At 36.0% G+C, this 25,203-nt stretch carries 24 protein-coding genes and 1 pseudogene; 5 read left to right on the top strand and 20 right to left on the bottom strand.

What is annotated here, in order from left to right; all coding sequences use genetic code 11:
• Positions 1-119: 119 nt before the first annotated feature.
• The 7 genes from ABIE66_RS09145 to ABIE66_RS09115 form a co-directional block, all read right to left on the bottom strand.
• Positions 120-509 (bottom strand): SRPBCC family protein, encoded by a 390-nt coding sequence (locus ABIE66_RS09145; RefSeq protein WP_370014461.1) that lies wholly within the window; start codon positions 507-509, stop codon positions 120-122.
• A gap of 3 nt (positions 510-512) precedes the next feature.
• The gene (locus ABIE66_RS09140) at positions 513-836 is read right to left on the bottom strand and encodes an ArsR/SmtB family transcription factor (RefSeq protein WP_370014460.1); all 324 of its coding nucleotides are present in this window, start codon (positions 834-836) and stop codon (positions 513-515) included.
• Between the two features lie 284 nt (positions 837-1,120).
• A complete protein-coding gene (locus ABIE66_RS09135; protein WP_370014459.1) occupies positions 1,121-1,276 on the bottom strand; it encodes a PepSY domain-containing protein in 156 nt (51 codons plus the stop codon).
• A 267-nt stretch (positions 1,277-1,543) separates the two neighbouring features.
• Positions 1,544-2,428, bottom strand: coding sequence for a YitT family protein (locus ABIE66_RS09130; RefSeq protein WP_370017008.1), 885 nt, complete (start codon positions 2,426-2,428; stop codon positions 1,544-1,546).
• A 457-nt stretch (positions 2,429-2,885) separates the two neighbouring features.
• Positions 2,886-3,356 (bottom strand): hypothetical protein, encoded by a 471-nt coding sequence (locus ABIE66_RS09125; protein ID WP_370014458.1) that lies wholly within the window; start codon positions 3,354-3,356, stop codon positions 2,886-2,888.
• A 443-nt stretch (positions 3,357-3,799) separates the two neighbouring features.
• Positions 3,800-4,015, bottom strand: a complete 216-nt coding sequence (locus tag ABIE66_RS09120; protein WP_370014457.1) for a hypothetical protein — start codon at positions 4,013-4,015, stop codon at positions 3,800-3,802.
• An 86-nt stretch (positions 4,016-4,101) separates the two neighbouring features.
• A complete protein-coding gene (locus ABIE66_RS09115) occupies positions 4,102-4,296 on the bottom strand; it encodes a hypothetical protein (protein WP_289324470.1) in 195 nt (64 codons plus the stop codon).
• Between the two features lie 92 nt (positions 4,297-4,388).
• On the opposite strand from ABIE66_RS09115, the pseudogene ABIE66_RS09110 reads away from it, so the two are divergent.
• Positions 4,389-4,609, top strand: a pseudogene (locus ABIE66_RS09110) (tyrosine-type recombinase/integrase); the annotation flags it as partial.
• Positions 4,610-5,175: 566 nt separating this feature from the next.
• Here the strand turns inward: ABIE66_RS09110 and ABIE66_RS09105 are convergent.
• A complete protein-coding gene (locus ABIE66_RS09105) occupies positions 5,176-5,931 on the bottom strand; it encodes a hypothetical protein (protein WP_370014456.1) in 756 nt (251 codons plus the stop codon).
• Positions 5,932-6,343: 412 nt separating this feature from the next.
• On the opposite strand from ABIE66_RS09105, the gene ABIE66_RS09100 reads away from it, so the two are divergent.
• Positions 6,344-6,592, top strand: a complete 249-nt coding sequence (locus ABIE66_RS09100; RefSeq protein ID WP_370014455.1) for a hypothetical protein — start codon at positions 6,344-6,346, stop codon at positions 6,590-6,592.
• A gap of 120 nt (positions 6,593-6,712) precedes the next feature.
• Positions 6,713-7,558: a hypothetical protein gene (locus tag ABIE66_RS09095; protein WP_370014454.1), complete on the top strand. Its 846-nt coding sequence runs from the start codon at positions 6,713-6,715 to the stop codon at positions 7,556-7,558.
• 426 nt (positions 7,559-7,984) lie between these two features.
• On the opposite strand, the gene ABIE66_RS09090 is transcribed toward ABIE66_RS09095, so the two are convergent.
• Complete coding sequence (locus tag ABIE66_RS09090; protein WP_370014453.1) at positions 7,985-8,467, bottom strand: hypothetical protein; 483 nt, start codon at positions 8,465-8,467, stop codon at positions 7,985-7,987.
• 2,438 nt (positions 8,468-10,905) lie between these two features.
• Between ABIE66_RS09090 and ABIE66_RS09085 the strand changes: the two genes are divergently transcribed.
• Positions 10,906-11,670: a hypothetical protein gene (locus tag ABIE66_RS09085; RefSeq protein ID WP_370014452.1), complete on the top strand. Its 765-nt coding sequence runs from the start codon at positions 10,906-10,908 to the stop codon at positions 11,668-11,670.
• A 135-nt stretch (positions 11,671-11,805) separates the two neighbouring features.
• On the opposite strand, the gene ABIE66_RS09080 is transcribed toward ABIE66_RS09085, so the two are convergent.
• The 5 genes from ABIE66_RS09080 to hflX form a co-directional block, all read right to left on the bottom strand.
• Entirely contained in the window at positions 11,806-12,066 is a 261-nt protein-coding gene (locus tag ABIE66_RS09080; protein WP_370014451.1) for a peptidoglycan-binding domain-containing protein, read from the bottom strand.
• A 122-nt stretch (positions 12,067-12,188) separates the two neighbouring features.
• Entirely contained in the window at positions 12,189-13,523 is a 1,335-nt protein-coding gene (gene glnA / locus ABIE66_RS09075) for a type I glutamate--ammonia ligase (protein ID WP_289324464.1), read from the bottom strand.
• Between the two features lie 39 nt (positions 13,524-13,562).
• Positions 13,563-13,967 carry a MerR family transcriptional regulator gene (locus tag ABIE66_RS09070; RefSeq protein ID WP_053345434.1) on the bottom strand — a complete coding sequence of 135 codons (405 nt, stop codon included), beginning with the start codon at positions 13,965-13,967 and terminating at the stop codon, positions 13,563-13,565.
• Positions 13,968-14,153: 186 nt separating this feature from the next.
• Positions 14,154-15,422, bottom strand: a complete 1,269-nt coding sequence (locus tag ABIE66_RS09065) for a methionine gamma-lyase family protein (RefSeq protein WP_370014450.1) — start codon at positions 15,420-15,422, stop codon at positions 14,154-14,156.
• 12 nt (positions 15,423-15,434) lie between these two features.
• Positions 15,435-16,727: a GTPase HflX gene (gene hflX / locus ABIE66_RS09060; protein ID WP_289324462.1), complete on the bottom strand. Its 1,293-nt coding sequence runs from the start codon at positions 16,725-16,727 to the stop codon at positions 15,435-15,437.
• Between the two features lie 128 nt (positions 16,728-16,855).
• Between hflX and ABIE66_RS09055 the strand changes: the two genes are divergently transcribed.
• A complete protein-coding gene (locus ABIE66_RS09055; RefSeq protein ID WP_289324461.1) occupies positions 16,856-17,464 on the top strand; it encodes a trimeric intracellular cation channel family protein in 609 nt (202 codons plus the stop codon).
• 36 nt (positions 17,465-17,500) lie between these two features.
• On the opposite strand, the gene spoVK is transcribed toward ABIE66_RS09055, so the two are convergent.
• The 6 genes from spoVK to ABIE66_RS09025 all read right to left on the bottom strand — a co-directional run bounded on the left by spoVK (position 17,501) and on the right by ABIE66_RS09025 (position 25,121).
• Positions 17,501-18,457, bottom strand: a complete 957-nt coding sequence (gene spoVK, locus ABIE66_RS09050; protein ID WP_289327278.1) for a stage V sporulation protein K — start codon at positions 18,455-18,457, stop codon at positions 17,501-17,503.
• A gap of 407 nt (positions 18,458-18,864) precedes the next feature.
• The gene (hfq, locus tag ABIE66_RS09045) at positions 18,865-19,098 is read right to left on the bottom strand and encodes an RNA chaperone Hfq (RefSeq protein ID WP_289317066.1); all 234 of its coding nucleotides are present in this window, start codon (positions 19,096-19,098) and stop codon (positions 18,865-18,867) included.
• A gap of 3 nt (positions 19,099-19,101) precedes the next feature.
• Positions 19,102-20,022, bottom strand: a complete 921-nt coding sequence (miaA, locus tag ABIE66_RS09040; RefSeq protein ID WP_370017007.1) for a tRNA (adenosine(37)-N6)-dimethylallyltransferase MiaA — start codon at positions 20,020-20,022, stop codon at positions 19,102-19,104.
• Positions 20,023-20,527: 505 nt separating this feature from the next.
• Positions 20,528-21,850, bottom strand: a complete 1,323-nt coding sequence (locus ABIE66_RS09035; protein WP_370014449.1) for a sensor histidine kinase — start codon at positions 21,848-21,850, stop codon at positions 20,528-20,530.
• 576 nt (positions 21,851-22,426) lie between these two features.
• On the bottom strand, positions 22,427-24,367 hold the full coding sequence (locus tag ABIE66_RS09030; RefSeq protein ID WP_370014448.1) for an FtsX-like permease family protein: 1,941 nt from the start codon (positions 24,365-24,367) through the stop codon (positions 22,427-22,429).
• Positions 24,345-25,121 carry an ABC transporter ATP-binding protein gene (locus tag ABIE66_RS09025; protein WP_370014447.1) on the bottom strand — a complete coding sequence of 259 codons (777 nt, stop codon included), beginning with the start codon at positions 25,119-25,121 and terminating at the stop codon, positions 24,345-24,347. Before ABIE66_RS09025 ends, ABIE66_RS09030 begins: the two co-directional genes overlap by 23 nt.
• Positions 25,122-25,203 lie beyond the last annotated feature (82 nt).

Genomic DNA, 25,203 nt, shown 5'->3' with positions numbered 1-25,203 from the left:
TTAAACAGGGCTTTTTTATATTAATCCTCTAAAATCAGGCTAAAAAATGCGTATATTGACCACTTGGGTCGGGCATATTTGTAGCTAAGCTAAACTAAAAAAAACAGGTTCCGAGGTTCTTACATTTCCCCTAATACTTTTTTAAGTTCTTCAGTCATATTCGCCCAACCATATTTTGCACCATTGAATGCTTGATCTTCTTTTTCGAATCCAGTTTGTTCAAGGTGTAAGGAGGTTATTCCATCCTCTTGCTTCAATGTCCATGTGACTGTAGTGTTTATCGGACCACCTACCCAAGTGTAAGATAATTTATGAGGCTCATCCACTACCAATACTTCACAATCTACAATTAAATTCCACTGCTCATTTCGGAATTGACATTTATGTCCTACGATTGGTTTAAAGTTATTTTCCATTATCCATTTTGCAAGAGTATCCGAATCTGTTAATGCGTTCCACACTGTATTGATTGAACTTGTAAACTGAAAATCTAATGATAAATCTGCCATTATTCATTCCTCCGATAATAATTTTTTTAAAAATGCCACTTTTCCCATCCAAAATTCCTCGTAAAAGGATACCCAATCTTTAATTTCCTGTAGGGGAGCTGCAATTAGCCGATACCTTGTTTCTCTACCAACTTTCCGGTCAGCAACTAGACCAGCTTCTTTAAGGATAGCCAAATGTTTAGAAACAGCGGTACGCCCCATTTGAAATTGTGCGGTTAATTCGTGAAGAGGTAACTCTCCTGCATCTGCCAACAAACGTAGCAATTTACGTCTTGTTGGATCAGCAATGGCTACATAAACATCACGCTCTTGATTTTTCTCGCTCAAAACCACCCCCCCTTTATAAATCAGACACCAATTGGTGTCCTTATTATAAGACACCAATTGGTGTCATGTCAATTTTTATTATTGACATAAGGGCATTAGTTTTATTCTCTTATCATCAAGTATACTTTTTCAACTAACCTCCCCCCTTACCATAAGATTCTCTCTCTATCTCTGTATGCCTAGGTTATTTATACATAATAAAAAGCCATTCCTCATTAAGAGGCGGCTTGTATTTTGTTAATTTATCGCAAATTTTATAAGCAAATTTTCAATGCATTACTTCCTTAATCCAGATCTTCTTCTTCTACTTTCATAATCCTTCCTGTCTTTGCATTTATCTCAACCTTATAAATTCTGTTTTGGTTGGTCAAAATAAAGAATTCGCATACTAGAACACCATGCTCCATATCCATATCGACATGTAGTACTTGGCCATGCACTCTCTGAAGCGCGATTTCTTGTGCCTGTTGGATGGATAATATTTGTCTTATAAAGGCGTTTGATTATTGTAGTAATTATCATACATTGGGAACATTCTCCTCATTAAAAATAAATCAATTTACATTATGCATTTGACCAAGTTCTGTGAATATATGTTTAGGAACTACAGAGGATCCCCATGTGAATAGTCTTACTACAGATTAAAAAACATAAACAAAAAGCCAACATCAAAATGTTGGCTCTGTTAATAAGTATTATTTTATAAATTAATGAATATCTCTCTTTTTGAACCGTCCTCCACGTACTTCTGCAATATTTGCTATTGCTAAGAAAGATGAAGGGTCAATATCTTCAACAATAGTAGTTAACTTAGATTCTTCAAGTCTGGTAATTATACAGAAAATAACCTTCTTGTCCTCTCCAGAAAAGGCACCTTCACCATGTAAGTATGTCACACCCCGTCCTAAGCGACTATTGATTGCATCACCTATCTCTCTTGCTTCATCGCTAATTATCCATACTGACTTTGTTTCTTCCATTCCAGTAATAACAATGTCAATGGCTTTAGCAGCTATTACATAAGCTAAAATTGAATACATAGCTCTATCCCAAGTGTAAACGAATCCGGCAGAACCAAGTATAAATAGATTGATGAACATAACAATTTCGCCAACAGAAAAAGGCATTTTTTTACTTATTACAATCGAAAGTATTTCTGTACCATCAAGTGCACCACCGTTACGAATTACTAGTCCTACACCTACACCTAAAAAAATGCCGCCAAAAATTGTAGCAAGAAGGATATCTTCAGTGAAGGGTGGAATAGGATGAAAATATGTTGCAAAAATGGAAAGCATTATAATCCCATATATAGTAGATATAGCAAAGGTTTTTCCAAACTGTTTATATCCCAGATATACAAATGGTAGATTCAATAGAAAAAGAAAGATTCCTAGTTTTATCCCAGTAATGTGAGAAAGCATAATTGAAATACCTGTAATGCCTCCATCAATTACATGATTGGGAATTAAAAAGATTTCCAATCCAGTGGCCATTAGCAAAGCACCAATTGTAATAAGAATCGTCCGTTGGATAATTATCAAACTAGATAACTTTCTATGCTGCTTTTTTAGTGCTAAAACTTCCGTCAGAAAAATCACACCTTTTATTATTCATTTATTACTATTATATCCTAATATCAAATTAGGAAAAATAACTTTGAATAATAGAAGTTCTAACCCCCTACAGTTTGTTCCAACTAAGTTTGTTAGTTTCTCTGGCTTCTTAACAGGTTTATTCTTCTCATCACGGCTCATCATTCTCACCCCAATAAAAAAAGCACCCAAATTAATGGATGCCTACTTTTTAATCTTATTAATGTTATCTTGTAAAATTTGTTGATTTTTTTTCAATGTTTCTTTAACTTTTGCTAATGGATCGAATGAACTTGAATTTAGCAGCTTATCCTTTTCAAATTTCAATCCTTCAGGACCAACTATCTCTTTTTACTTCTCTTTATCTACAAGAACTTGCCGTTTTATTTGTTGGCTATGTTAAAGTTCTTGGTTGATTTTACGCCTATAATTCTCTTTGCCCCTTAGGGCTACATCACTGAATTAAGATATTTCCTACATATTGGGCAGTACCTCTTGAACTTGTGAATACAACTTCTAAAACATAACTCCCTTTGTTATTGGGGATTTGAAATTCCCTATCTTTATGCAATTCGAGTTCAATTCGTTGTTCATCTTTCAGTAGGGCAACTGTTATTTTTTGGTCAGTCCAAATGTCTCCACCATTTCTTACGTTCTCTTGAAAATCCAAGGAAACTTTTTCGTTGGCAGTAACCTTCATTTTTTCTTGTGATAATCCTAATTCTTGAATATCATCTATTTTTTGATCTACATCTCCACTTGATGAACTCCAACTGATATTTCCTTCTGTTAATTGCAAAGTTGTAGCAAGGTCTTCTGAATATAAATGAGCAGTTGGAACACCAACATCATAATCTTCTCCTATGCATCCTGTTAATATAAATATTAAGAACATTCCTATAAATAATCTAAAAAAGCCTTTCATTTCATCCCCCCGTATTTTTTTGCTATACACAACTTATTTAACAATCCTGAACAGTTAGTTGTAGTAGAAATCCTCATATTTCCTATTTAATCTAACATAAATTCCCATTTCAACCTTTACCTATAACATAGCCTATTGGTTTAATAAATCAATTAGTTCTGTTTTTTCTCTGCCGAAAGTTAATGCCCACTTTCTAACCATTCCTTAACTAATTTAAACATTCCGTGAGGTTGTAAACTTATCTTTTTATCTCGGCCTTGTTTCATGCTAATATCCACTCTTCCATTCATTTCCACTTTGTAAAAAGCAGAAGGTGCGTTGTGATAATTTGCAAAGTCCTCTTGATTCCAACTGATAATATCATCTCCCTTTGCCTACCTAATTCGACAAAAAGGACTTTTCTGCAAATAAAAAGCACCCGGATTAATGGATGCCTTCTCCTTTTATTCACTACTCTTGAAGTCTTTTATTAAATCATCTCTAAATGACTTTGCATCTCTTTCAAAAACTTTTTCAAACCTTTTTTCATACTCTTCGTAGGTTATTTGACCTTTTTCAGTTAGTAGTTCTACTATAGCTTTAACCCTCACTCTACTCGACACTAATTCGTTTGTCATATTGGACAATAAAATACCGATTTTCTCATAATCATCATTCATTTTGTCATCCCCTTCGTTTAACCAATACGACAAAAGGAGGCGTTTTCCTGCATATAAAAAGCACCCAAATGTATGGGTGCCCAAATTTAATTAAATTCATAGCGATTATCAAATGTTCTTTCTAATTTGCTCAAAACGTAGTATTCCTTTTTTAATGTTTGCAACTGATTCTCCAACTCTGAATTTATGCCGTTTCCCATTTTCTCTATAATTTCTTTTTGGGCTTTTTTATTATCAAACATCTTTTTTAGCACTTTCGCATGTTCATCAAATATATCCACCTTTTCTCCCCCTTAGTTTCACACTATTTATATTCAACTAAAAGGCAAGGATTCCTATTTGTTTATTCACTCTAAGTTAGGCAAATGCCAAAGCCTTTTCTCGGATACTAAAACGCGCCGTTATTCCGGAAATTCAATACATTGTTTACGTCATACCCACGCTGTCTTACTACTTGAATCTGGAGCCACAATGAAGTATATTCAGGAACGTTTAGGCCACGGAAGCGCTCAAATTACAGCTGATGTATATGCTCATATCTCTAAAAAAATCGAGAAAGATACCATGAGTAAGTTTGAGGATTATTTAAATTGAGTCAGAGGGGTAAAAAAGGGGTGAACCCCCTATCTCTAATTCATATTAATTATTACCTCACAAATAAAAAACCCCTGACACCAGAGGTGCCAAGGGTTTGAGATATTAATACATTGACATATATTGTTCGCGTTCCCATGGGTGAACTTGTGTGCGGAACATATCTTCGCCTTTCGTAATTTTTCAAAAAGATACTGATAAGCTTATTTATCAAGGTTTCTAAAACCTGTATACAAATTTATTTTAAGTTATTTCAGCTTTTTATTTTTATTTAGTGGTCAGAATGTGGTCAACATGACTAGCGTTTTCGTGAGATATCTTTGGCATTCATTTCATGAATTTGGGCGTTGCTGATCCCTTCAATTCTCTATAAACAACAAATCTAAACGGAAACAAACTAAAGAAAAAGGCGAACTTTTCAGTTCACCTTTACAATCTACTTTTTCTTCTTTAATTTTCTACTAACTGTTTTTAAGATCTTAACAATAATAAATACCACTATAACAAGAATAATTATATTAATTAAACCATTTACTATATTAATACTATGCAATGTCTTCTACTCCTTAAAATGCGTATTTATTAAATGTACCACTTTTAGTAGCAACTTGCACATACGCATCAGTATAAGTGTAAACAACAGCTACTCCAGTATATTTAACTGTCTTATCCATATTCCATGTAGTTTGTGTTTTTGTAGCGCTACTAGTTCCACTATCGTAGACCAAGCCGAAATAGATTCCGCCTCCTCCTACAGCCCCATAAGCAGAATTAGTAACTCCAAGTTTGATGCTATTAACTTTTGATCCGCCCGCAGTAATTACTGCTTTAGTTTTCCCTCTGTAACTATTATTTACTAATCCTATGTTAACATAAACTGTTCCTGTGAATTTAACTGTAACACCATATGCTGTTTTAGTTTTACTAAAAGACTCACTATTTGAATTACCAAATTTCATAGACATAGTTTGGATACCATTGTCTGCTTCAGTATCATCAACTGACTCGGTACTTTGAGCATAAGCCCTTACAAATTCAGTATCCTCTTCAGAAAACGGTTCTTGTATCTCATATGAAGAATTAATTTTTTCAAATCTCTCTCTAATTTGTTCCTCTGATAAATTTTTGTTAACTTCATGTTGAATTTCAGATTGTTCAATTGGTTCAAATGATGGACCTTCTTCGACTTTAGTATCAACTGACCCATCGACGACCTCAGCTTTTTCTTCTGCAAAAGCTTTTGATGGTATTTGTGAGGACACCCCAATTACTAGGAGCAGAGACAAAAGTAAAGCGCCAAATTTCTTAATGTTTTTATACATATAAATCCCCCCATGGTTAAATTATTACACAATAGGAAATATTGCCATTATTTCTATTAAATTAAAAGGTTAATTTTTATAAATTATTTTTCGAGATCTTATGGACTACAAGAGTTATTTTTCATGGGGTCTGAGAGGATGAATTTTAAAACAAAATATAAGAATGCTATAAGGAATATTTCTCATCCTTGTTATTGTAGTTTGCTTAATAATGATGTTAGACTTCTAATGATTATGTCATCGTTGAAACAAATGAAAAGGCAGATAGTGCAACCTTCACATTCCTACTGAAGCTACTGATTTAGAATAGCTGATGAGGTAAAAAAAGAGAATAAAGGTGTCGATAACCTAGATTATACTTTTTTAAAGGAATAATATAATTTCGTTTAATATATCATTGAGGTGTTGAAAGGTGAACATTAATGTCAAAGTCTACTTACATGCAAAGGAAACTAATTTTTTGCAGAGTGGGAACTTCCCTGTTTTAAGCTCAGATTTTAAGAAAGATCCAGATTGGACAGCTGCAGTTGCCACATACGAATGGATCCAGCAGATTAAAGCTAACTTTGCAGACAGTAAGGATTTTCGTATAGATCAAGTGGTTTATAACGATGATATTGATATTACGGAGTTAGTTAAGAATGTTAGATCTATAGTTTAGGAGGATTTTCCTTATTAATACTCAATTATCAGTTCCAACAGTTAACTCTGTTTAATTACAACAAGGTTTTGAATTAAACTCTAAACAATAAGGGAGATAATAAAATTGGAGTATATGAATATGAATATAGTTAACTTAAAAAACCATAATGAAATTAATGAAGCTTGGGTACAGAATATAATCGCAGAAAATCCAAATCTATTGGGGTTAGGTGACGTTGAATTATTACAACTAGAGCGAAAACAACCAAGGGCTGGACGATTGGATTTTTTATTCAGGGAATTAAATGGGAACAGAATTTATGAAATAGAATTACAACTTGGTAAAACAGATGAAAGTCACATTATTAGAACAATAGAGTATTGGGATATAGAAAGAAAAAGATATCCTCAGTATGAACATGTTGCAGTAATCATTGCTGAAAACATAACTAGTCGATTTTTAAATGTTATTAGCCTATTTAATGGCAACATTCCAATTATTGCTTTGCAGATGAGTGCAATTCAAATAGAAAACAAAATAGGTCTTCATTTTGTTAAAGTATTAGATGAAAGTTTAATGAAAGAGATTGATGATGAAATAGAGACTGTTCACCAACCAACTGATAGAGGCTTTTGGGAAGCTACTGCTTCTAAAGAAACTGTTTCTTTAGCTGATTCAATCCTTAATTTGATTAAAAAATGCGATAATGGATATAACCTAAAATATAATAAGTATTACATTGGTTTAGAGAAGAGTGGCATTTCAAACAATTTCATCTTCTTTAAGCCAAAAAAAAGGCTTATAAACGCTATGTTTAAAATGGAAAGTGACCCTGAATTTGAAGAGCAGATGGATGCAGCAAGTTTAGATTATGAACATAAGAACGCACTTTATACATTAAAGTTAAATCAAGATGACTTAATCGATCGTCAAGAAATAATTGAGTCGTTAGTACAGCGGGCTTATCAGTATTTTATCAAATAAGAAAAATGGAATATATATTGCAAAAATCTCGAAGCCCTTCCGATAATAAGAGAAGGGCTTTTCTACATCAGGAACTTTATTTTGATATCCACGCATATAGCACATTGGAGGTTCTGCTATAAAAAAGGACAATATTGCTTCTTTAGATGACGATACTCCATTCTATGCATCTATGTGTGAATTAACGAGCCTGTTAGGCTAAGCTGGGATAAATCTGGCCTAGTTAGCGCCCCAGGAAACAAAGTAACTGTAAAATTCTTAATAGATAAAGTATGCATGTCCATCGAAGCCTGTATAGACAAAATACATTAATAATTTCCACTAAATAACAATTCGGCACAAAAAAATCTATAAAAAAACTCGCTACCCTATGGATTGCGAGTTTTTTTATGTAATATTTACCCTATTAAAGAATAATGATTATATTCACTTTTTAATTACTTGAATATATTGTTTGTCTTCTAACTTGAAAGATTCTCCAAGTTGTTGTAGATATTTCTTTTTATCCAATTTAATATGCTTACCTAACTGATATGTTTTTAAGTTTATAACAACATCTAATTTGTTGTCCCTTGGTTTTTGTTCCTCACCATCTAAGCAGGAATAAACTTCAATCGATTCCCCTTCAGGTATGTTTTGATCTACATATTTAAAAAGTTCTTTTATGCTTTTTCCTGGATTTTCTAGATATCCTACTATTTCGTAAACGTACGAATGATTAAAATGCTCTTTTACTTCTTTATAGCCGTTACCCACTTCAATGACTTCAATACCGAGAGAAACATCTTCAGTTTGATAAACACTTACTGTCTCTTTATTGTACACTCTATTTTTGTTTTTGTTTTTCTTTCCGGGTTGTCTTACTTTCTCTAACGCTATTTCTGTTGCGTTTAATCCAAAGCTACCCATAGGAAGTTTTTTTCTGCAGCTAAGTAATGATGTAAGGTCATTATATCCCCTCCTTATATGTATGCACACTCGCAGTTACACACGACAGAAGTATATCTTATAGAATTTACATATTCAACCAATATTATTTACTACGTTATACTTAACGATTCCACCTATTAGATTAGGTATATTCATAATAAAAAATGCCTCTTAATAATTATAATATAGGCATTTATGTAATTTTACTGTACTTTTTTTGTCCCACTATTTCACGTTGATTGTTGTTCATTAGGAGCCACTCCTTCAGTTTTATCAATCTTTTCATTAGCGAAGATTTCATTATGAATCATAAGTACTCTTGGCCCCAGTGCTCAATCCGATATATTAGGAGATCTTTAATAGAGCGCTGCTCTTTTTTCGGAAATTTGACGCTTGTTTTTTATTTAATTTGATCTTTTCCCTTATTATTAGTCTTTAATTTTCATGGTAGTTCAAGAAGAACAAAAGATTCATTACAGAGCCTAAATAAAAAAAGATGGTTCCCCTTATTAAGCAACATTCCCGATTCCAGCTAACCAATTTACGAAACAAGGGAATCACTTGAACCAATACATTGCCTATACTTGCTTGCATCATCAGGTGATTTCCAAGTTTTTTTTGATTTAACATTACCAATAATCCTGCACCAGTTATTATAACGGATGCTATGGCAACGATAAGCTAACCATTAAATGAACCAAAGTATCTAACGCATATCGCTGCTTTTATTTTAACTGCAGCGCTGACTGTTATCCTGCAACTGGAACCCAAACTAATTTTTCCAGCTTTAATAACCGAAAAATTTTGAAGCTGCTTTTTCTCTTTATATGATCCACTCACAAATAATGAAATGGTATCAACCGTTTGAATTTTTTTAAAAAAACCGAAAAGGATACAACAATTAGTAATTTTGAGGATTACTCAATAGAATTAGAAAGTGGGGTAAAAAAGGGGTGAACTTCCTATCTCTAATTCATATTAATTATTACCTTACAAATAAAAAACCCCTGACACCAAAGGTGCCAAGGGTTTGAGATATTAATACATTGACATATATTGTTCGCGTTCCCATGGGTGAACTTGAGTACGGAACAAACTTCTTAGCATAATCAAGCATCATAAAACATCACAAATGCCTGTTTAATAGCTTTTTCATAAATGGATTCACAATGAGCAAGAGTAAAATATCATGAAGTGGTGGGCAAATGGTGGGCAAAATAAACGCATATGTTTTGAGCAACTGATTTAAAATATATGTATAAATTACTAAACTAAACCGAAAAGAGCAAAATGAATGAACATTAATATAAAGGTTTACTTGCATGCAAAAGAAACAAATTTTTAAAGAGTGGAAGCTTCCCTATAGTACCCTCTGACTATAGAAAAGATCCAGATTAGACAGCTGCAGTTAAAGCATATGAATGGATTCAGCAGATTAAATCTAATTTTGCTGCTAGTAAGGATTTTCGAATTGATTAGGTGTTTTATAACATTGATATTACGGAGTTAGGAAAGAAAGCTAAATTAATTATCTAAAAATAAAAAAAGCCCCTACTCAATGAGTAAGGGCTTCACTAATGATAAAGGTCAGTATTACGGCTGTCTCAAAGACCGCTTATGTGTTTTAAAAATCACACGTTATAAAGAGCATACTTCATCATCTACTACAGTATAAAAAAACAGACTTTTTATACCTAGTCTGTAAATAGTTTTAGCAAGATGGGTGATAAAAGCGCAAAACCACAAAACCAATAAAGCGACTACTACACAGGCAGTTTATGTTGAAGACACGCGTTTAAGAAATTTGACATGAAGGTGAAGAGCGGAGTAAATATGATAAAGCACCATTTGCATACTTCAATGGAATTGGGAATTGTGAAAAAGTTATTGGACAAGTTATATTTTGATGTGGGACTTATTACTAATTAAATAACCACAAAAACTAACATTTTAGGATAATATATGATATTTTAACCTTGATATGTTTACATATAAAAAGGAGGGTGAATCTATGAAAAAAATAATTAGTATAGTAACACTTATAGTTTTATACAGGATTGTTTTATTAACGTATAGCGATAACTTAGAATATGATTCAATATTTTATTTAGCAAGTTCCTTATTCATTTTATCTTTAATTTTTATATGTTTCTTAAAAATTAAAGATAAGATAAATATATTTATTTTAATTGCGCTTTTAAATATCTCGGCAATTTATTTAACTGTTAATTTTCTTATAGGCATAATACTTTTTTTAGCTTTCATCATGATTTTATGTTTTTCTATTTATTCATATATAAGTAAATAGTAATATGATAATGGAAAAAAGTAGTAATATTCTGAATATTTATTCCTATTTTCCTTTTTTATGGTAGGTTTATATATGTACATATATTTAAAAGGAAGGAATGAAGGCGATGAATTTTAAAAAAGGTACTGCATTTTTCATGAGTTTTATATTATTACTTGGTACAGTATTAGTCGCCCTACCAAGTAAAACTTCAGCCAATTCTGAAATACCTGTATTAGATGAATCTTTAACAATAATTAAAGAAACCGATGAGAAGTTCGATTATATTTTATCAATCGATGGCAACCAAATCCGGTATATTGAAATAACGAAGGTTATGGATGATGGATCTAAAGTTATCCATACAAAATCTTATAACGAAGAGACAAATGAATTATTACAAGATTTTGAAACAATTATTAAAGATGAAAAAATAACTGATCAAGAAATCTATAAAAATGAAGAAATGCCTGAGCCTAATATTGAGAATACAGGCCCAGTTTTTGTACCCTTTGCTTCTACAGCAAGTAACAAATCATTAGTTTCTGTTTTAAACATGAGCTATAAAAAGAACTATTCTACAAACAAAGGTACTGCAACCTATGCGAAATCCGGCACTAAAACAGCTAAACTTAGTTCTAAAACATTTGATACCCATGCAAGAGCGATTGATTCTATAAGAGGTGTAGAAAATGGAACTTTAGCTGGTTGGTTAATCGCTGCTTTCACAGGTGGTGGTTTAACTGCAGGCAAAATAATTTCTTTACAAACCCTTAAGACAGTTATTAAAAACGTTGCAGGTCCTGTTGCTGTTGTAGCTAATGCTTGGGCATTGGGACAATGGATGTATTACTATAATACAATTTCCTCAAACTTCTCTAAAATTAAGTAAATTTCTACTGTAAAAAAGCATTAGGTTAATAAAAATATATAGGTTTTTACCTTTATATTTTTATCCTAATGCTTTTTTTAAGCAATATGAAATATCAGAATTTATTTAAAGAAAAGAATCGTCCAGAAAGACTACTTAAAAGTTAAAATTTGCCTTATCTAGCAACCAATTCTCAGTGAAAGTAGCTTTACCTGCCTTCCTATCAACTGAAATATCACGCGCTTTCTGGTTAGCTAATGCAGTTTCAGTACCTTTTCCAAAGATAGAATCGAGTGATTCAGGGCTATATCCTTCAGTAAAAAGTGCACCCTGGAGAATCCATGTAAGATTGCCTTTTGCACCTTTTTTGACAGTGACAATGGCTGCTCTAGTCTTAGGTCCCGGAATGCTATACATTATGCCCAGTTGAAAATGAAATAGTTTGAAATGTGGTCAACCAGCCAGTTCCCTTTCATTTTATAAAAATAAAAAAAGCCTTGGCAACTGAGAAACTCAGTAATACCAAGGCTTTAAAGCTATTAATACATGGACATATATTGTTCGCGTTCCCATGGGTGAACTTGTGTTCTAAACATATCCCACTCGATTTCTTTTGCTTCGATGAAGTGTTCAAGTAAGTGTTCGCCTAACGCTTCTTTGATTACTTCATCAGATTTTAATGTTTCCAATGCAGCATATAAAGTAGCTGGTAGATCGACGATGCCTACTTCTTCACGTTCTTCTTTATTCATAACATAGATGTTGCGGTCTACTGGAGCTGGAGGAGTCAAGTCGTTTTTGATTCCGTCAAGACCAGCTTTTAGCAGAACAGCAAGAGCCAAGTATGGGTTTGCTGCTGGATCGACACTACGTACCTCTACGCGAGTACTCACTCCACGTGAAGCTGGGATACGAATTAATGGGCTGCGGTTTTTAGCGGACCATGCAACATAACAAGGAGCTTCGTAACCAGGAACTAGACGTTTGTATGAGTTAACAGTTGGGTTTGTTACCGCTGTGAAGCTTGGGGCATGCTTAATGATACCAGCGATGAATTGCTCAGCTGTTTTACTTAATTCCAATTTTCCTTCTTTATCATAAAATGCATTTTGGTTTCCTTTGAATAGAGAAACGTTACAGTGCATACCAGATCCATTAACACCGAACAATGGTTTTGGCATGAATGTTGCGTGTAAACCATGTTTACGGGCAATCGTCTTAACAACCAATTTAAATGTTTGGATGTTATCACAAGCTGAGATTGCATCTGCGTATTTAAAGTCAATTTCATGTTGTCCTGGAGCTACTTCATGGTGGGAAGCTTCGATTTCAAATCCCATTTCTTCAAGCTCAAGCACGATATCACGACGGCAGTTTTCTCCTAGGTCAGTAGGTGCAAGGTCAAAGTATCCGCCTTTATCGTTCAATTCTAGAGTAGGTTCGCCTGCTGCGTCCAGTTTGAATAAGAAGAATTCAGGCTCAGGTCCAAGATTGAAATCTGTGAAGCCCATTTCTCTTGCTTCTGCAAGAACGCGTTTTAGGTTAGCACGGGGATCCCCATCAAATGGTGTTCCATCCGTATTGTAGATATCACAGATCAAACGTGCAACTTTACCTTTTTCCGAAGTCCAAGGGAAGATAACCCATGTATTTAAATCAGGATATAGGTACATATCAGACTCTTCGATACGGACGAATCCTTCAATGGAAGATCCGTCAAACATCATTTTATTATCAAGTGCTTTTTCTAATTGACTGACTGGGATTTCAACGTTTTTTATCGTCCCTAAAATGTCAGTAAACTGTAAACGGATGTACTTAACATTTTCTTCTTTCGCTAAACGAGTGATGTCTTCACGTGTGAACTTTGCCAATTTCTATTCCCCCTAATAATCATTCATAAATCATATTTTTTATTGGAAAAAACGAGACATATCCCCTTGTCGAAGAGATGTTCGATGCTTGCTTCCTTGTAAAAGCTCGGCACGCAGAAGCTTGCGAAGCTCCTCGTCACTAAGGTCCTGTCTTATTTTTTCCGCTTGTTCTAAATCTTGAGTTTTAGGTAAATTCTGTTCCTTTACAGTGAAAATCTTTTTTATGCCGGCCAGATTGACTCCTTGTTCGATTAAATCTTTAATCTCAAGCAGTCGATCGATATCGTTTAAAGAAAAAACCCGACGATTTCCATCTGTTCTCATAGGAGTAATAAGTTGATGCTCTTCGTAATACCGAATTTGGCGTGCAGACAACTCAGTTAGCTGCATGACGATTCCGATGGAAAAAAGAGGCATCGAACGCCGAATGTTGTTGCCGCTCATTCTTAGCATCCTCCTTTTGTTTATCTTAAAATAATCATATATCATGTTATTAAACTTGTCAATATGATGTTACATTTTATAACGTGTTTTTTTCAGAAAAGTTAAATGATTTGTAACTACTCAAATATTATGACTATTGTTTTTTTTGCAGGAACCCAATTGATTTGGATTCCCATTATGCAACATTTATAATTGAATCAGTTTTTTATCCATTAGCGCATTCACGGCAGTCAATACTGCAATTTTAACATGGGCGTAAGTCAAGCCACCCTGAACGTAGGCTACATATGGAGCCCTTGTCGGACCATCTGCCGTCAGTTCAATGCTGGCTCCCTGTATAAAAGTGCCCGCAGCCATGATTACATCGTCTTCATATCCTGGCATATAGGCTGGATATGGTGTCACATGGGAATTGATCGGTGATGCATATTGGATGGCCTGACAGAAGGCAACCATTTTATCCCGGTCATCAAATTGGACGGATTGAATCAAATCAGTGCGCTTAGCATCCCATTTAGGATAGGTATTCATACCGATTTTTTCTAAAAAGGCTGCTGTGAACATGGCTCCTTTAACAGCTTGGCCCACGACATGTGGTGCAAGGAAGAATCCTTGGTACATTTCCTGCAGACTATAAAGCGACGCACCCGCTTCCGCACCTATTCCGGGTGATGTTAATCGATAAGAGCAAGCTTCAACCAGGTCCTTTTTACCAACAATGTATCCACCTGTTTTCACTATCCCGCCACCTGGGTTTTTAATGAGTGAACCAGCCATCAAATCCGCTCCGACATGACATGGTTCTTGCGTCTCAACAAACTCTCCATAACAATTGTCCACGAACACGACGATTTCCGGGTTAATGTTTTTAACAAAAGAAATCATTTCCTTAATTTCATCAATCGTAAAGGAAGGACGTGTAGCATACCCTTTTGAACGTTGTATGCCGATCATCTTCGTATTTGGCTGAATGGCTTGTTTGACGGCTTCGAAATCAACTGATCCAGTTTCCGCTAACGGAACGGCCTGATAGCTAATTTGAAAATCGCGCAAAGATCCGATACCCGATCCCCTTATACCGACAATCTCTTCCAAAGTATCATACGGCTTTCCTGTTATGTATAACAATTCATCACCTGGGCGCAATATCCCGAACAGGGCAGTGGAGATGGCGTGTGTGCCTGAAATAATTTGCGGGCGCACCAATCCAGCTTCTGCACCAAAAACATCTGCATATATCAATTCAAGCGTATCGCGGCCCATATCATCGTATCCATACCCTGTAGTCGGGATGAAATGGGAATCACTCACTCTATGTGCTTGATAACTTTGTAATACACGAAATTGATTTTCTTCAATACGTTCGTCCACTTGCTTATGTAACGGAGAAATCATTGCTTCCACTTCCTGGGCAATGTTTTTCAACACTTCTCCATTTGTTAACTGCTGATACATCAAAATTCCCCTTTATAATGAATATTTCTCCAGCTGTCCGGTTAATGGATGATCAGCTAGACAAAAACCTTTGCATTCATATCTTTCCGATTCTTCATTAAAGGAGAGAGTGCGCAATATGGTTTCATTTTTCAGCTGTGATAATAGTTTACCCTCACTCGACGGCAGGAAAACATAATACGGGACCATTTCTTCAATCACGTACTTTTCAATTTCTTCCATGATTTGATTCAGGTCCGATTGTTCATAGGCACTGATCATTAATGAAGCACGACTGCCTGACCTTACGAAATCAGCGTGAATCCTATCTTTCTTATTATACAATGTTAGCTGTGGAATGGAAGGGACTTCTAAGTCATTTAGCAAATCATGCACCGTTTTCTGATGATTAAAGTAATCCGTGCTTGATGAATCCACCACATGGAGCAATAGATCCGCTTCTTTCACTTCTTCCAGGGTGGAGCGGAATGCGGCGATTAATGATGTCGGCAAATCTTGAATGAATCCAACCGTATCCGTCAGCAGCACGGTAAATCCGCTAGGAAGAATGGCTTTTCGCGTCATGGGATCCAGTGTAGCGAATAACTGGTTCTCTTCGAATGAATCCGCCTCCGTCAAACGGTTGAACAGCGTTGATTTACCTGCATTCGTGTATCCCACAAGGGCAATTTGAAAGGTCTTATTACGTTTCCTTCTATCACGATAGCGTTCTCGATGCTTCACTATGCCGCTTAATTGTTGCTTGATTTCATCTATTTTCCCACGAATGTGTCGACGGTCGCTTTCCAGCTTCGTTTCTCCTGGTCCCCTGGTGCCTATTCCGCCTCCAAGCCTGGACATTTCCGTCCCCTGTCCGACCAAACGCGGTAATAAATATTGGAGCTGAGCAAGTTCAACCTGCAGCTTCCCTTCTCTGGAACGCGCCCGCTGAGCAAATATATCCAAAATAAGCTGTGTCCGGTCAATGATCCTTGCCTCCAATTGTTTCGAGAGGTTCCGAATCTGGCTCGGGGAAAGTTCATCATTAAAGATAAATAAATCCGGCTCAAGCTCCTCTTCCAGATTCCGAAGCTCCTCCACTTTTCCCTTTCCTATATATGTAGCCGGATCGACGCTTTCCCTTTTCTGGGTAATGGTCATTAACACCTCACCATTGGCCGTCTTCGCCAATGAAGCCAGCTCATCGAGTGAATATTCAAAACGTTCGTTAGCCTCTGTTGTTTGACATCCAATTAACACGGCCTTTTCCTTTATTGTTTGTTCCAAATCACATGCACCACCTTCTCGAAGATTTTTGTTAATCATAACAAAAAAAGTGAATATATAAAAATTTCCTGAAAACAAAGCTTTTACCCGTTTTAAAAATTCCGATAACATGCTAAAATCATATTGGCTTTACCATCAAAATCGAAAAGACATCGAGGGACATTCATATGACATGGGAAGTATTAAGCTTCATAGGTACGATTGCATTCGCCATTAGCGGGACCATCATAGCCATGGAAGAAGAGTATGATATTTTAGGAGTATATATTTTAGGAATCATAACCGCCTTTGGCGGAGGGGCAATCCGTAATCTGCTTATAGGTGTCCCCGTTTCAGCGTTATGGGATCAAAGTTTCTATTTTGCCATCGCTTTAGTATCCATCACCATCGTTTTTGTTTTTCCCACAAACCTTTCAAGGCACTGGGACAGATGGGGAAACCTCAGTGATGCCATTGGCCTTTCAGCCTTTGCCATCCAAGGCGCGATGTATGCCGTGGAACTTAATCATCCAATAAGTGCCGTCATTGTATCTGCTGCATTAACCGGTTGCGGCGGAGGGATAATCCGTGACGTGCTTGCCGGAAGAAAGCCACTGGTCTTCAGGAAAGAAATCTACGTAGTATGGGCCATCATTGCAGGCTTGGCTTTAGGCAGTGGTGTATTATCCCAGTCTTGGCAGCTTTATTCGCTCTTTGCCGTCATTACGATATTGCGAATCCTTTCTTACACTAATAATTGGCATCTTCCTAATAAAAAATGGGTGCCGAAAACATAAATTGAAAAGCCCGCCATCTTGGTGGGCTTTTCTATGTCATTCTTTCTCATCATCCTCAAAAATCAAATCTTGGCTGGTAAGCGTCAGTAAATCGGTTTTTTCAAACGAATCCTCCAGTAAAAGCCGCATCGCCTGCGCCCTAATCGTCTTTTCAAGTACATTGCGGATATAACGTCCGTTAGAAAATGAAATAGGCCCCCGGAATGATCGTAATATGATTAAATGTTCTTTTAATTTCCTTTCGGCATCCTGATTCATTAGATATTCCCTTTCCTGCAACATCCGATCGGCTATTTCCATTAACTGATCGATCGTATAATCCGGAAAATCAACAACAAGCGGGAATCTAGAATGAAGGCCAGGGTTAAGGCTGAGGAAATAATCCATTTCCCTCGAATATCCAGCAAGGATCAATATGAATTCATGCTGACGATCCTCCATATGCTTGACAAGGGTATCTATGGCTTCTTTACCAAAATCCTTTTCGCCGCCTCTTCCCAAGGAATAGGCTTCATCAATAAATAAGATCCCTCCAATGGCCTTTTTAATTAAATCCCTTGTTTTTTGGGCAGTATGACCAATGTATTCCCCGACCAAATCTGCTCTCTCCGCTTCAATTAAATGACCTTTCGATAATACATTCATTTTTTGAAACAACTTTCCGATTAAACGTGCAACCGTCGTTTTCCCTGTTCCGGGATTTCCTTTAAACATCATATGCAGTGCTTGTCGGCCAGTCTTCAGCCCCTTTGCCTCACGTTGTTTATTGATGTAAATCCAGGCATATATTTCTTTAATCATCCGTTTCATTTCTTCCATTCCGACCAGCGATTTCAGTTCATCTTCAATCTCTTTCAACGCCACATGCTGGTGGGGGATTTCTTGCACCAAAATTTCTTTTATCGGCAGATCCTTTTGTAGCGCTTTTCTGTTTTCAGCATTAAACACAATATTGATTTGCCCGTTATTTTTCATACGGATCGGTTGTTCCAATGCATTCACCTCTCCATCTTGGCCCCTGACTCCACAATTTTCATTCAATTTATGATGGTAATAGGCATATGTAGCATAGCCAAAACTATCCCATCGGAGAATTTCATTATATCTTTTCGTGAATACCCAAGATTTCAGTATAATTAGCCATATTCCCTTCCAAACGGCGACTTATTCTGACAGGATTCTTTCCTTGGAGGATTTTTTACGACAAGTTTCATTCCCGATCATCAATTTATATGGAAGAATGTCATTTCCTGCGGTTTCCCGGAAAATAATCCGTCCCTTAATATATATTCATAACAGGTGCGTAAAATTATCGATTCTTTGAAAAAGAACCGAGAAATGCAAGCAAAAAAAAACAGGTCGCTATAAGCGAAACCTGTTTTTCACATTCATATATATGATTATTCCTTCACTTCGTAATCAATCTGAACATTACGTTGTGGAGCAAATGTAGAGATCGCATGTTTAAAGACTAACTGCTGTTTGCCCTCCGATTCAAATAAAACGGTAAAATTATCGAACCCCTTAACTTGTCCCCTAATCTGGAACCCGTTTAATAAAAATACCGTCACATACGTACCATCTTTCCGTAATTGATTAAGAAACTGATCTTGAATATTTACTGACTGTTTCATGTATTAGTCCTCCTCTTTTCTCTCTAAATTTATGTATTCGCCTTCACTGAAAAGCTTTCCTGCTATAAATCCAGATATTTCATGTATTTTTTTTGAAAAATCCTCTAAATCGGTCATATTAAACCAAATGACATCCATTTTATTTCGAAACCAAGTTAATTGCCTTTTGGCATATCGACGGGAATTCTGCTTTAAAGTTTCAATCGCTTCATCCAATGAAGCTCTTCCATCAAAAAAATCATAGATTTCTTTATAGCCTATAGCCTGAATTGATTGGCAATCCCTTAAACCTTTTTCATGAAATGACTCCACCTCTTGAATCAGGCCTTCTTCTACCATCCCATCAACACGTTGATCGATGCGTTTGTACAGCTTTTCTCGTTCCATTGTCAATCCAATGATGCACGTATCATATTTCAATTCTGTAGGCTGTTCATTCAGCTGCTCACTCATCGTTTTACCTGTACAATGAAAAATCTCAAGTGCCCTAATCACCCTTCTTACATTATTAGGATGAATCCGATTCGCGCTTTCTGGGTCAACCTTACGTAATTGTTCAAAAACAGGATCGATCCCTATCTCCCTTACCTGTTTTTCGAGTCCTTCCCTATAAACAGGGTCGGATGGTGCTTCCGAAAATTGATAATCATAAATGACCGATTGTATGTATAATCCTGTTCCACCGACGATAATAGGGAGTTTACCTCTACTTTGGATATCCTCGATACAAGCATTAGCACGCTCCTGGAACTCTGCCGCACTAAATGGTTCATCAGGGTCCTTGATATCAAGTAAATAATGAGGAATTCCTTCTGTTTCTTCCCTCTTGATTTTTGCAGTCCCAATATCCATCCCTTTATAAACCTGCATGGAGTCTCCGCTGATAATTTCACCATTAAATAACTTTGCCATCTCAATGCTCATCTTTGTCTTGCCAACAGCAGTCGGTCCAATGATAACGAGAAGTTTTCCTTTTTGTTGTTTCACATTCTCACTGCCTTATATGATTTTTTCCCTATCTTATCATAATCCCGATGGAAGCAGCTAAACATCTACCCATTATGTCCAGTTCAGGTTCTTTTATTCACCTTTTTATCGGATTAATCGTCATCTTGAAATCACTTAATTCACATTCAATACTGATCCATTAAAAAGGTTGTAATGCCTTCTTTTTTCATATAGTACAGCTTTATTGTCTTAGATTTCCAGAGTATAACATACCGAAAATATAGATGAAGTTCCCAGCTGCATTTACGCATTTAGCAAGATATAGGACACCGGCTGAGAATATAAATTCTGTATGGATACCTCTTAAGGAAAAAATGAAATACATAATATAATCCCGAGAACGGAAAAAAAGTATGATTCCTTCTTTTTTTGAGGAATCATACCTTTTTTATCAATATTCTGCTTCCCTTTGATTATCCGTTCAGCCCATTCTTCCATTTACAGGTATCATCATCGTAACGGTCGTTTCTTTTTCAGTGGATTTTACATGAATCTCTCCATCATATCTGTTAACCAAGTCTTTAACGATGAACAATCCTTGTCCGCGTATTTTTCCCTTTTGTGCCTTTTTGGTAGAAAATCCGCTGGCGAATATGTTCTCCTGATCTAATTCGGAAATCATCGGTCCGGTATTAGTGACCATAAACGTATACTTTTCATCATCAGCTTTGCAGGCAATATTCATTCGGCGTTCATGCTCTGGCAATTCAATCGTTGCCTCGATAGCATTATCGATGACATTCGATAATAGTTTAATCAAGTCGATTGTTTTGACCCGATTGAAGGATTTGTGTGAAACATCAATCTCAATATCGATGTTATAATTCTGGGCCGAGAGCCTTTTCGTCTCTAACAGGACAGATAAGCCCGGATGTATCACATCCAATTTCATCGATTCAATCGAATGCACTTCTTTTGAAAGGCCAGTTAAATAATCGAGCGCTTTTGAGTTCTCCTCTAATTTAAGCAGTCCATGTATCACCTGAATATGATTGGAAAAATCATGCCTTAATGAGCGGACTGAAGCAATGAGCGATTGAAATTCCGAATGATACGTATCTTCCGTATCCCCGACTTCACGTGTCAGTTCTTTTTGATACCATTTTTGAAGGACAAAAAAGGTAACCAGCAACATGATAACAAATCCCCCATTATATACAAGGATGGCAATGCTGCTTTTCAATACCTTTCCGTTAATGGCATTAATATCTTCTGCGCTCACATCAATGCCCAAAAAACCAATAATGGTGCCATCTTGATTTTTCATTGGCACACCCACAGTCAAATACTCCCCATATTCGGGATCTTCCAGATTCCCGGTAATAAAGCTTTTGCCTTCATACGCCTGTTTGACCTGCTCCGAAGGAACAGTACATACGCCGCCGATAGGAAAATCGCCTTTATGATCTTTAGAAAATCCAGTAATCATGGCTTTGGATACTTTCGGGTTATCAACCATGATTGTATAAACATATAATGCACCTATTTTTTCACGGGCATCCTCTAAGTAAGCTTTTATATCCCTATATTCCTGGCTCTTTACTTGGTTATTAAGAAATCGCTGATAGGCCTCTACATCCATTGAGTCGGCAATAGATCTAGCAGCTACCAAGTTTTGATTAGCAACGGATTTTTGCACAGAATTTTTAATGCTTAAATATGTAGAAAGCATATTTAGAAGAATGAAAACAATTAATAAAAGAATACTCAAATAAAGAAATGCCCTTAACTTTTTATTTTTCATAGGATTAAACTTACCTCATCTCTAGCAGCTAAAAGTTAACGAACCTATTTTGAGTTTACTATATAAAGGGACAAAGAAATAGAGAAAAATCTAATATTCTCCATAACTGCAGGCATATCATACTATAATTAATCAAGTAATTAACAGATTACCCACTTCTTTTTTGATAGTTTCGCCACTTTTTTGATCCTATAACTTTTTAAATTTTAATCTACATTAAATCCAATACTAAATATTTCTAATAAAACATTTTTTTACCTATATAGTTTATTATATTAATATAATTTCATATAAGAATATGGAAAATCAAAAGTCGTCGAACTCGATATTTCCACATGAAATAAATAATTTTACCCTTTATATGAAAATATTACAAGAATCTAGAGGTGCCATCAGTAAAATCACACCAAAATTTACATTTTTCATATTCAGGTGCAAGAAAAAAACGGATTACTCTCTTTCAATAGTACATATTAACTGATTTATCATTAAGGGAAACGCCAATTCAAAAGAGAAGTTTTCCTTTTAATGAAAAATGGAATCAGAAGATTATCCCCTGATTCCATTTTGATAGCTTTATTTAATCGCATTGATGACTGCCCGCTCATACATTTTTTTAGTTACTTGATAATATAGCAGTTGAAGAAGAAAATACGTAGCGATGACCATGGCCGAATAACCAAACAAATTGGAGCCCAATAAATTGCTTAATGCCACGTAGGCAACTATGGCATGCATCATCCCTATCACAAAAGGAGCGAAAAAGAGGATGCGTATTTCCGCACTTAAAATTTGCTGTATTTCTTTTTTTGTTAGACCCAATCGATGAAGGGCATGAATTTGGATCTTCTTATCTTCTAAATTCGTAAAAACTCGCAGGTACATCATGCTTCCTTGGACGATAAAGAATAATAAACTGACAAACAAACCGATAAATAAGATCAATATGCTACCTTGTTTCATTTTATGATAAATAGGTGCTCTTGTTTGCAATTGATGGTCAGGATTGTTAGACATTTTTTCGATTTTCCCAGAGGTTTCCATCGATTCTTCCCAATCTTTCACTTCGTACCCGCGTACTCTTACCATCTCTTTTAAAGGCATATCAGCAGTTATTTCATTATACAGCTGATCATCGACCACCATCAGGGTGGTTGCTGATTTGATGGGAGCGATTATGGAATGATTGCGCTGACCCGCCATTGTAACCCGTATGATTTGTTTACCATAGTGAAGCTCCTTTTGTTCGCCATTTTGGACGAATTGATAATCCAGTCCCCCTCCATAAGGAAAAACGTATAACGCTTCTTTTCCAGATAACTTTGCGGAATCTAATTTTCGCAAAGTTGCCGCTTTGTTATAATCACTTTCCGAGATTAATAATGACCTATTTTCACTGGGTTCTCCCGTTCTCATATGGGGAAGCATGTGAGTGATGGGCACACCTGTCATATTTACTTTGTAAAGGATCTTGAATCCATCTTCCTTTAAAGTTTTCTCTACTTCGGATGGTTCAATGACGGAATAGATGGAAGCGTCATTTTCAACCCAGCCAATTGATTGTGGAATGTTATCCACCCCTTGCTTCTTTAAATCTGCACTGAACATGAAAAGTGTTCCTGCAGCTGTCAAAATGACGGCCGTAATGATCGAGGTTAAAAAGAATAACCTGGAATAATCCTTAATATTAAATATCAGGTTTGTTTGGTTAATTAAATTCGTTCCATTGTACAAGCTTTTCTTCTTCTGATAAAGCCTTCTGCATAGAGCGACAATACTTTGACTGAATAAAAAATAGGTTCCGATCAGTATGAATATTAAAATGGGCAATACCCGAATATATGAATTGTTCAATGACATCGTGACTGCCAAATAATAAGAAATGCTTAAGCAAACAACTGATAGTGCAATTAACCACTTTGAAACAATGGGCGTCTTTTTTGGTTTTTGTTTATCTTTTAGTAAATCGACCACTTCTGCATTTCCAATGTGAACCAATGAAAGTAGCGATAATAGCTGAAATAATAAAATGAAACCAACAATCGTATATATGAAGGCCTTAGGGACAAAGACAAACGATAATGGTTGTTCTACAGCCAATAACCAAGAAACTGTCATTAAGAATAACTTTGAGAACAAAAGCCCCAATCCTACCCCAATCATGATTGATATGAGGGAAACGATCGTTTGCTCCAGGTAAATCAGTTTTCTAAGTTGGGATTTGGACATTCCAAGTAGTGTGAGCAAACCAAACTCTTTTTTTCGCGGCTGTAAAAATGCGGCATTCGAATAAGCTATAAAGAAAACCGAAAATATGATGATCACAATTTCAGCAGCAATGAGCCCCATACTAATAAGCTTTCCCCCAGGGATATTAGTATGGACCACATCAGGATGAAAGATAAATGATGCATAAATAAAAAAGATTGAGACGGAAAGTACGATACTGAAAAAATAAGCAAGATAACGTTGGGCATTTCCTTGGATGTTTCTCTTAGCGAGAAGTCGAATGTTCATGATAGACTCCTCCCAAAACACTTAACGTATCTAAAATCCTATGATAGAAGCTCTGTCTTTCCCCTCCATTATGAACCTCCGAAAAGAACTTGCCATCCTTTATGAATAAAACCCGGTCACAGAAACTGGCGGCAGTCGGGTCATGAGTGACCATGAGGATGGTTGCTCCCTTTTTCTCCTGGAGTGTCGTGAGGGTATCCATTACCTGCTTGGCAGACTTGGAATCCAAATTACCTGTAGGTTCATCTGCTAAAATAATGGATGGTTCATGAATCATCGCTCTTGCACACGACGTTCGTTGCTGCTGACCTCCGGATATTTCAAAAGTCCGTTTTTCTAAAATCCCTTCAATCCCCAGAAGGTGCGCCAACTGATTTACCCTATTTTCCATTTCATCGAGTTTATAATGATCTAACGCTAAAGGAAGGAGGATATTTTCGCGAACGGTAAGTGTATCAAGAAGATTAAAGTCTTGAAAAACAAATCCAATCTCCCTCCTTCGAAACAAAGCCAGGTCCTGATTTTTTAATTCATTAGGATTTTGATCATTTAGAATGACTTTCCCGGTGGTGGGCTTATCAATCGTGGCCATTAAATTAAGCAAAGTGGTTTTCCCGCTGCCTGATGGACCCATCACTCCGACAAATTCCCCTTTCTGTACATTCATGGTGAAATTATCTAACGCTTTATGAAATAAATTCCCCTGCTTTTGAAAATAAGTTTTGGATAATTGCTCCGCTTTTAAAATCGACATCCTGCATACCTCCCTTTCTTACCACAAGTATAATGAATATAGTGGGAGGCTCCCATCGAAGTTTATTACATAACCGCTTAGC

The sequence above is a fragment of the Peribacillus sp. B2I2 genome, assembly GCF_041261685.1.
Taxonomy (GTDB): domain Bacteria; phylum Bacillota; class Bacilli; order Bacillales; family DSM-1321; genus Peribacillus.
The sequence above is the reverse complement of the archived record's forward strand: the minus strand, read 5'-3'. Positions and strand labels throughout refer to the sequence as shown.

Bases quoted from the DNA above. Each gene is read 5' to 3' on its own strand.
- ABIE66_RS09025 (WP_370014447.1), bottom strand. From the start codon at position 25,121: ATGTCGATTTTAAAAGCGGAGCAATTATCCAAAACTTATTTTCAAAAG.
- ABIE66_RS09055 (WP_289324461.1), top strand. From the start codon at position 16,856: ATGACATGGGAAGTATTAAGCTTCATAGGTACGATTGCATTCGCCATT.
- ABIE66_RS09030 (WP_370014448.1), bottom strand. From the start codon at position 24,367: ATGAACATTCGACTTCTCGCTAAGAGAAACATCCAAGGAAATGCCCAA.
- hfq (WP_289317066.1), bottom strand. From the start codon at position 19,098: ATGAAACAGTCAGTAAATATTCAAGATCAGTTTCTTAATCAATTACGG.
- ABIE66_RS09035 (WP_370014449.1), bottom strand. From the start codon at position 21,850: ATGAAAAATAAAAAGTTAAGGGCATTTCTTTATTTGAGTATTCTTTTA.
- ABIE66_RS09090 (WP_370014453.1), bottom strand. From the start codon at position 8,467: ATGGGTAGCTTTGGATTAAACGCAACAGAAATAGCGTTAGAGAAAGTA.
- ABIE66_RS09065 (WP_370014450.1), bottom strand. From the start codon at position 15,422: ATGTATCAGCAGTTAACAAATGGAGAAGTGTTGAAAAACATTGCCCAG.
- ABIE66_RS09070 (WP_053345434.1), bottom strand. From the start codon at position 13,967: ATGAGCGGCAACAACATTCGGCGTTCGATGCCTCTTTTTTCCATCGGA.
- ABIE66_RS09120 (WP_370014457.1), bottom strand. From the start codon at position 4,015: ATGAATGATGATTATGAGAAAATCGGTATTTTATTGTCCAATATGACA.
- ABIE66_RS09085 (WP_370014452.1), top strand. From the start codon at position 10,906: ATGAATTTTAAAAAAGGTACTGCATTTTTCATGAGTTTTATATTATTA.
- ABIE66_RS09105 (WP_370014456.1), bottom strand. From the start codon at position 5,931: ATGTATAAAAACATTAAGAAATTTGGCGCTTTACTTTTGTCTCTGCTC.
- ABIE66_RS09080 (WP_370014451.1), bottom strand. From the start codon at position 12,066: ATGTATAGCATTCCGGGACCTAAGACTAGAGCAGCCATTGTCACTGTC.
- ABIE66_RS09145 (WP_370014461.1), bottom strand. From the start codon at position 509: ATGGCAGATTTATCATTAGATTTTCAGTTTACAAGTTCAATCAATACA.
- miaA (WP_370017007.1), bottom strand. From the start codon at position 20,022: ATGAGCATTGAGATGGCAAAGTTATTTAATGGTGAAATTATCAGCGGA.
- hflX (WP_289324462.1), bottom strand. From the start codon at position 16,727: ATGATTAACAAAAATCTTCGAGAAGGTGGTGCATGTGATTTGGAACAA.
- ABIE66_RS09125 (WP_370014458.1), bottom strand. From the start codon at position 3,356: ATGAAAGGCTTTTTTAGATTATTTATAGGAATGTTCTTAATATTTATA.
- ABIE66_RS09095 (WP_370014454.1), top strand. From the start codon at position 6,713: ATGAATATAGTTAACTTAAAAAACCATAATGAAATTAATGAAGCTTGG.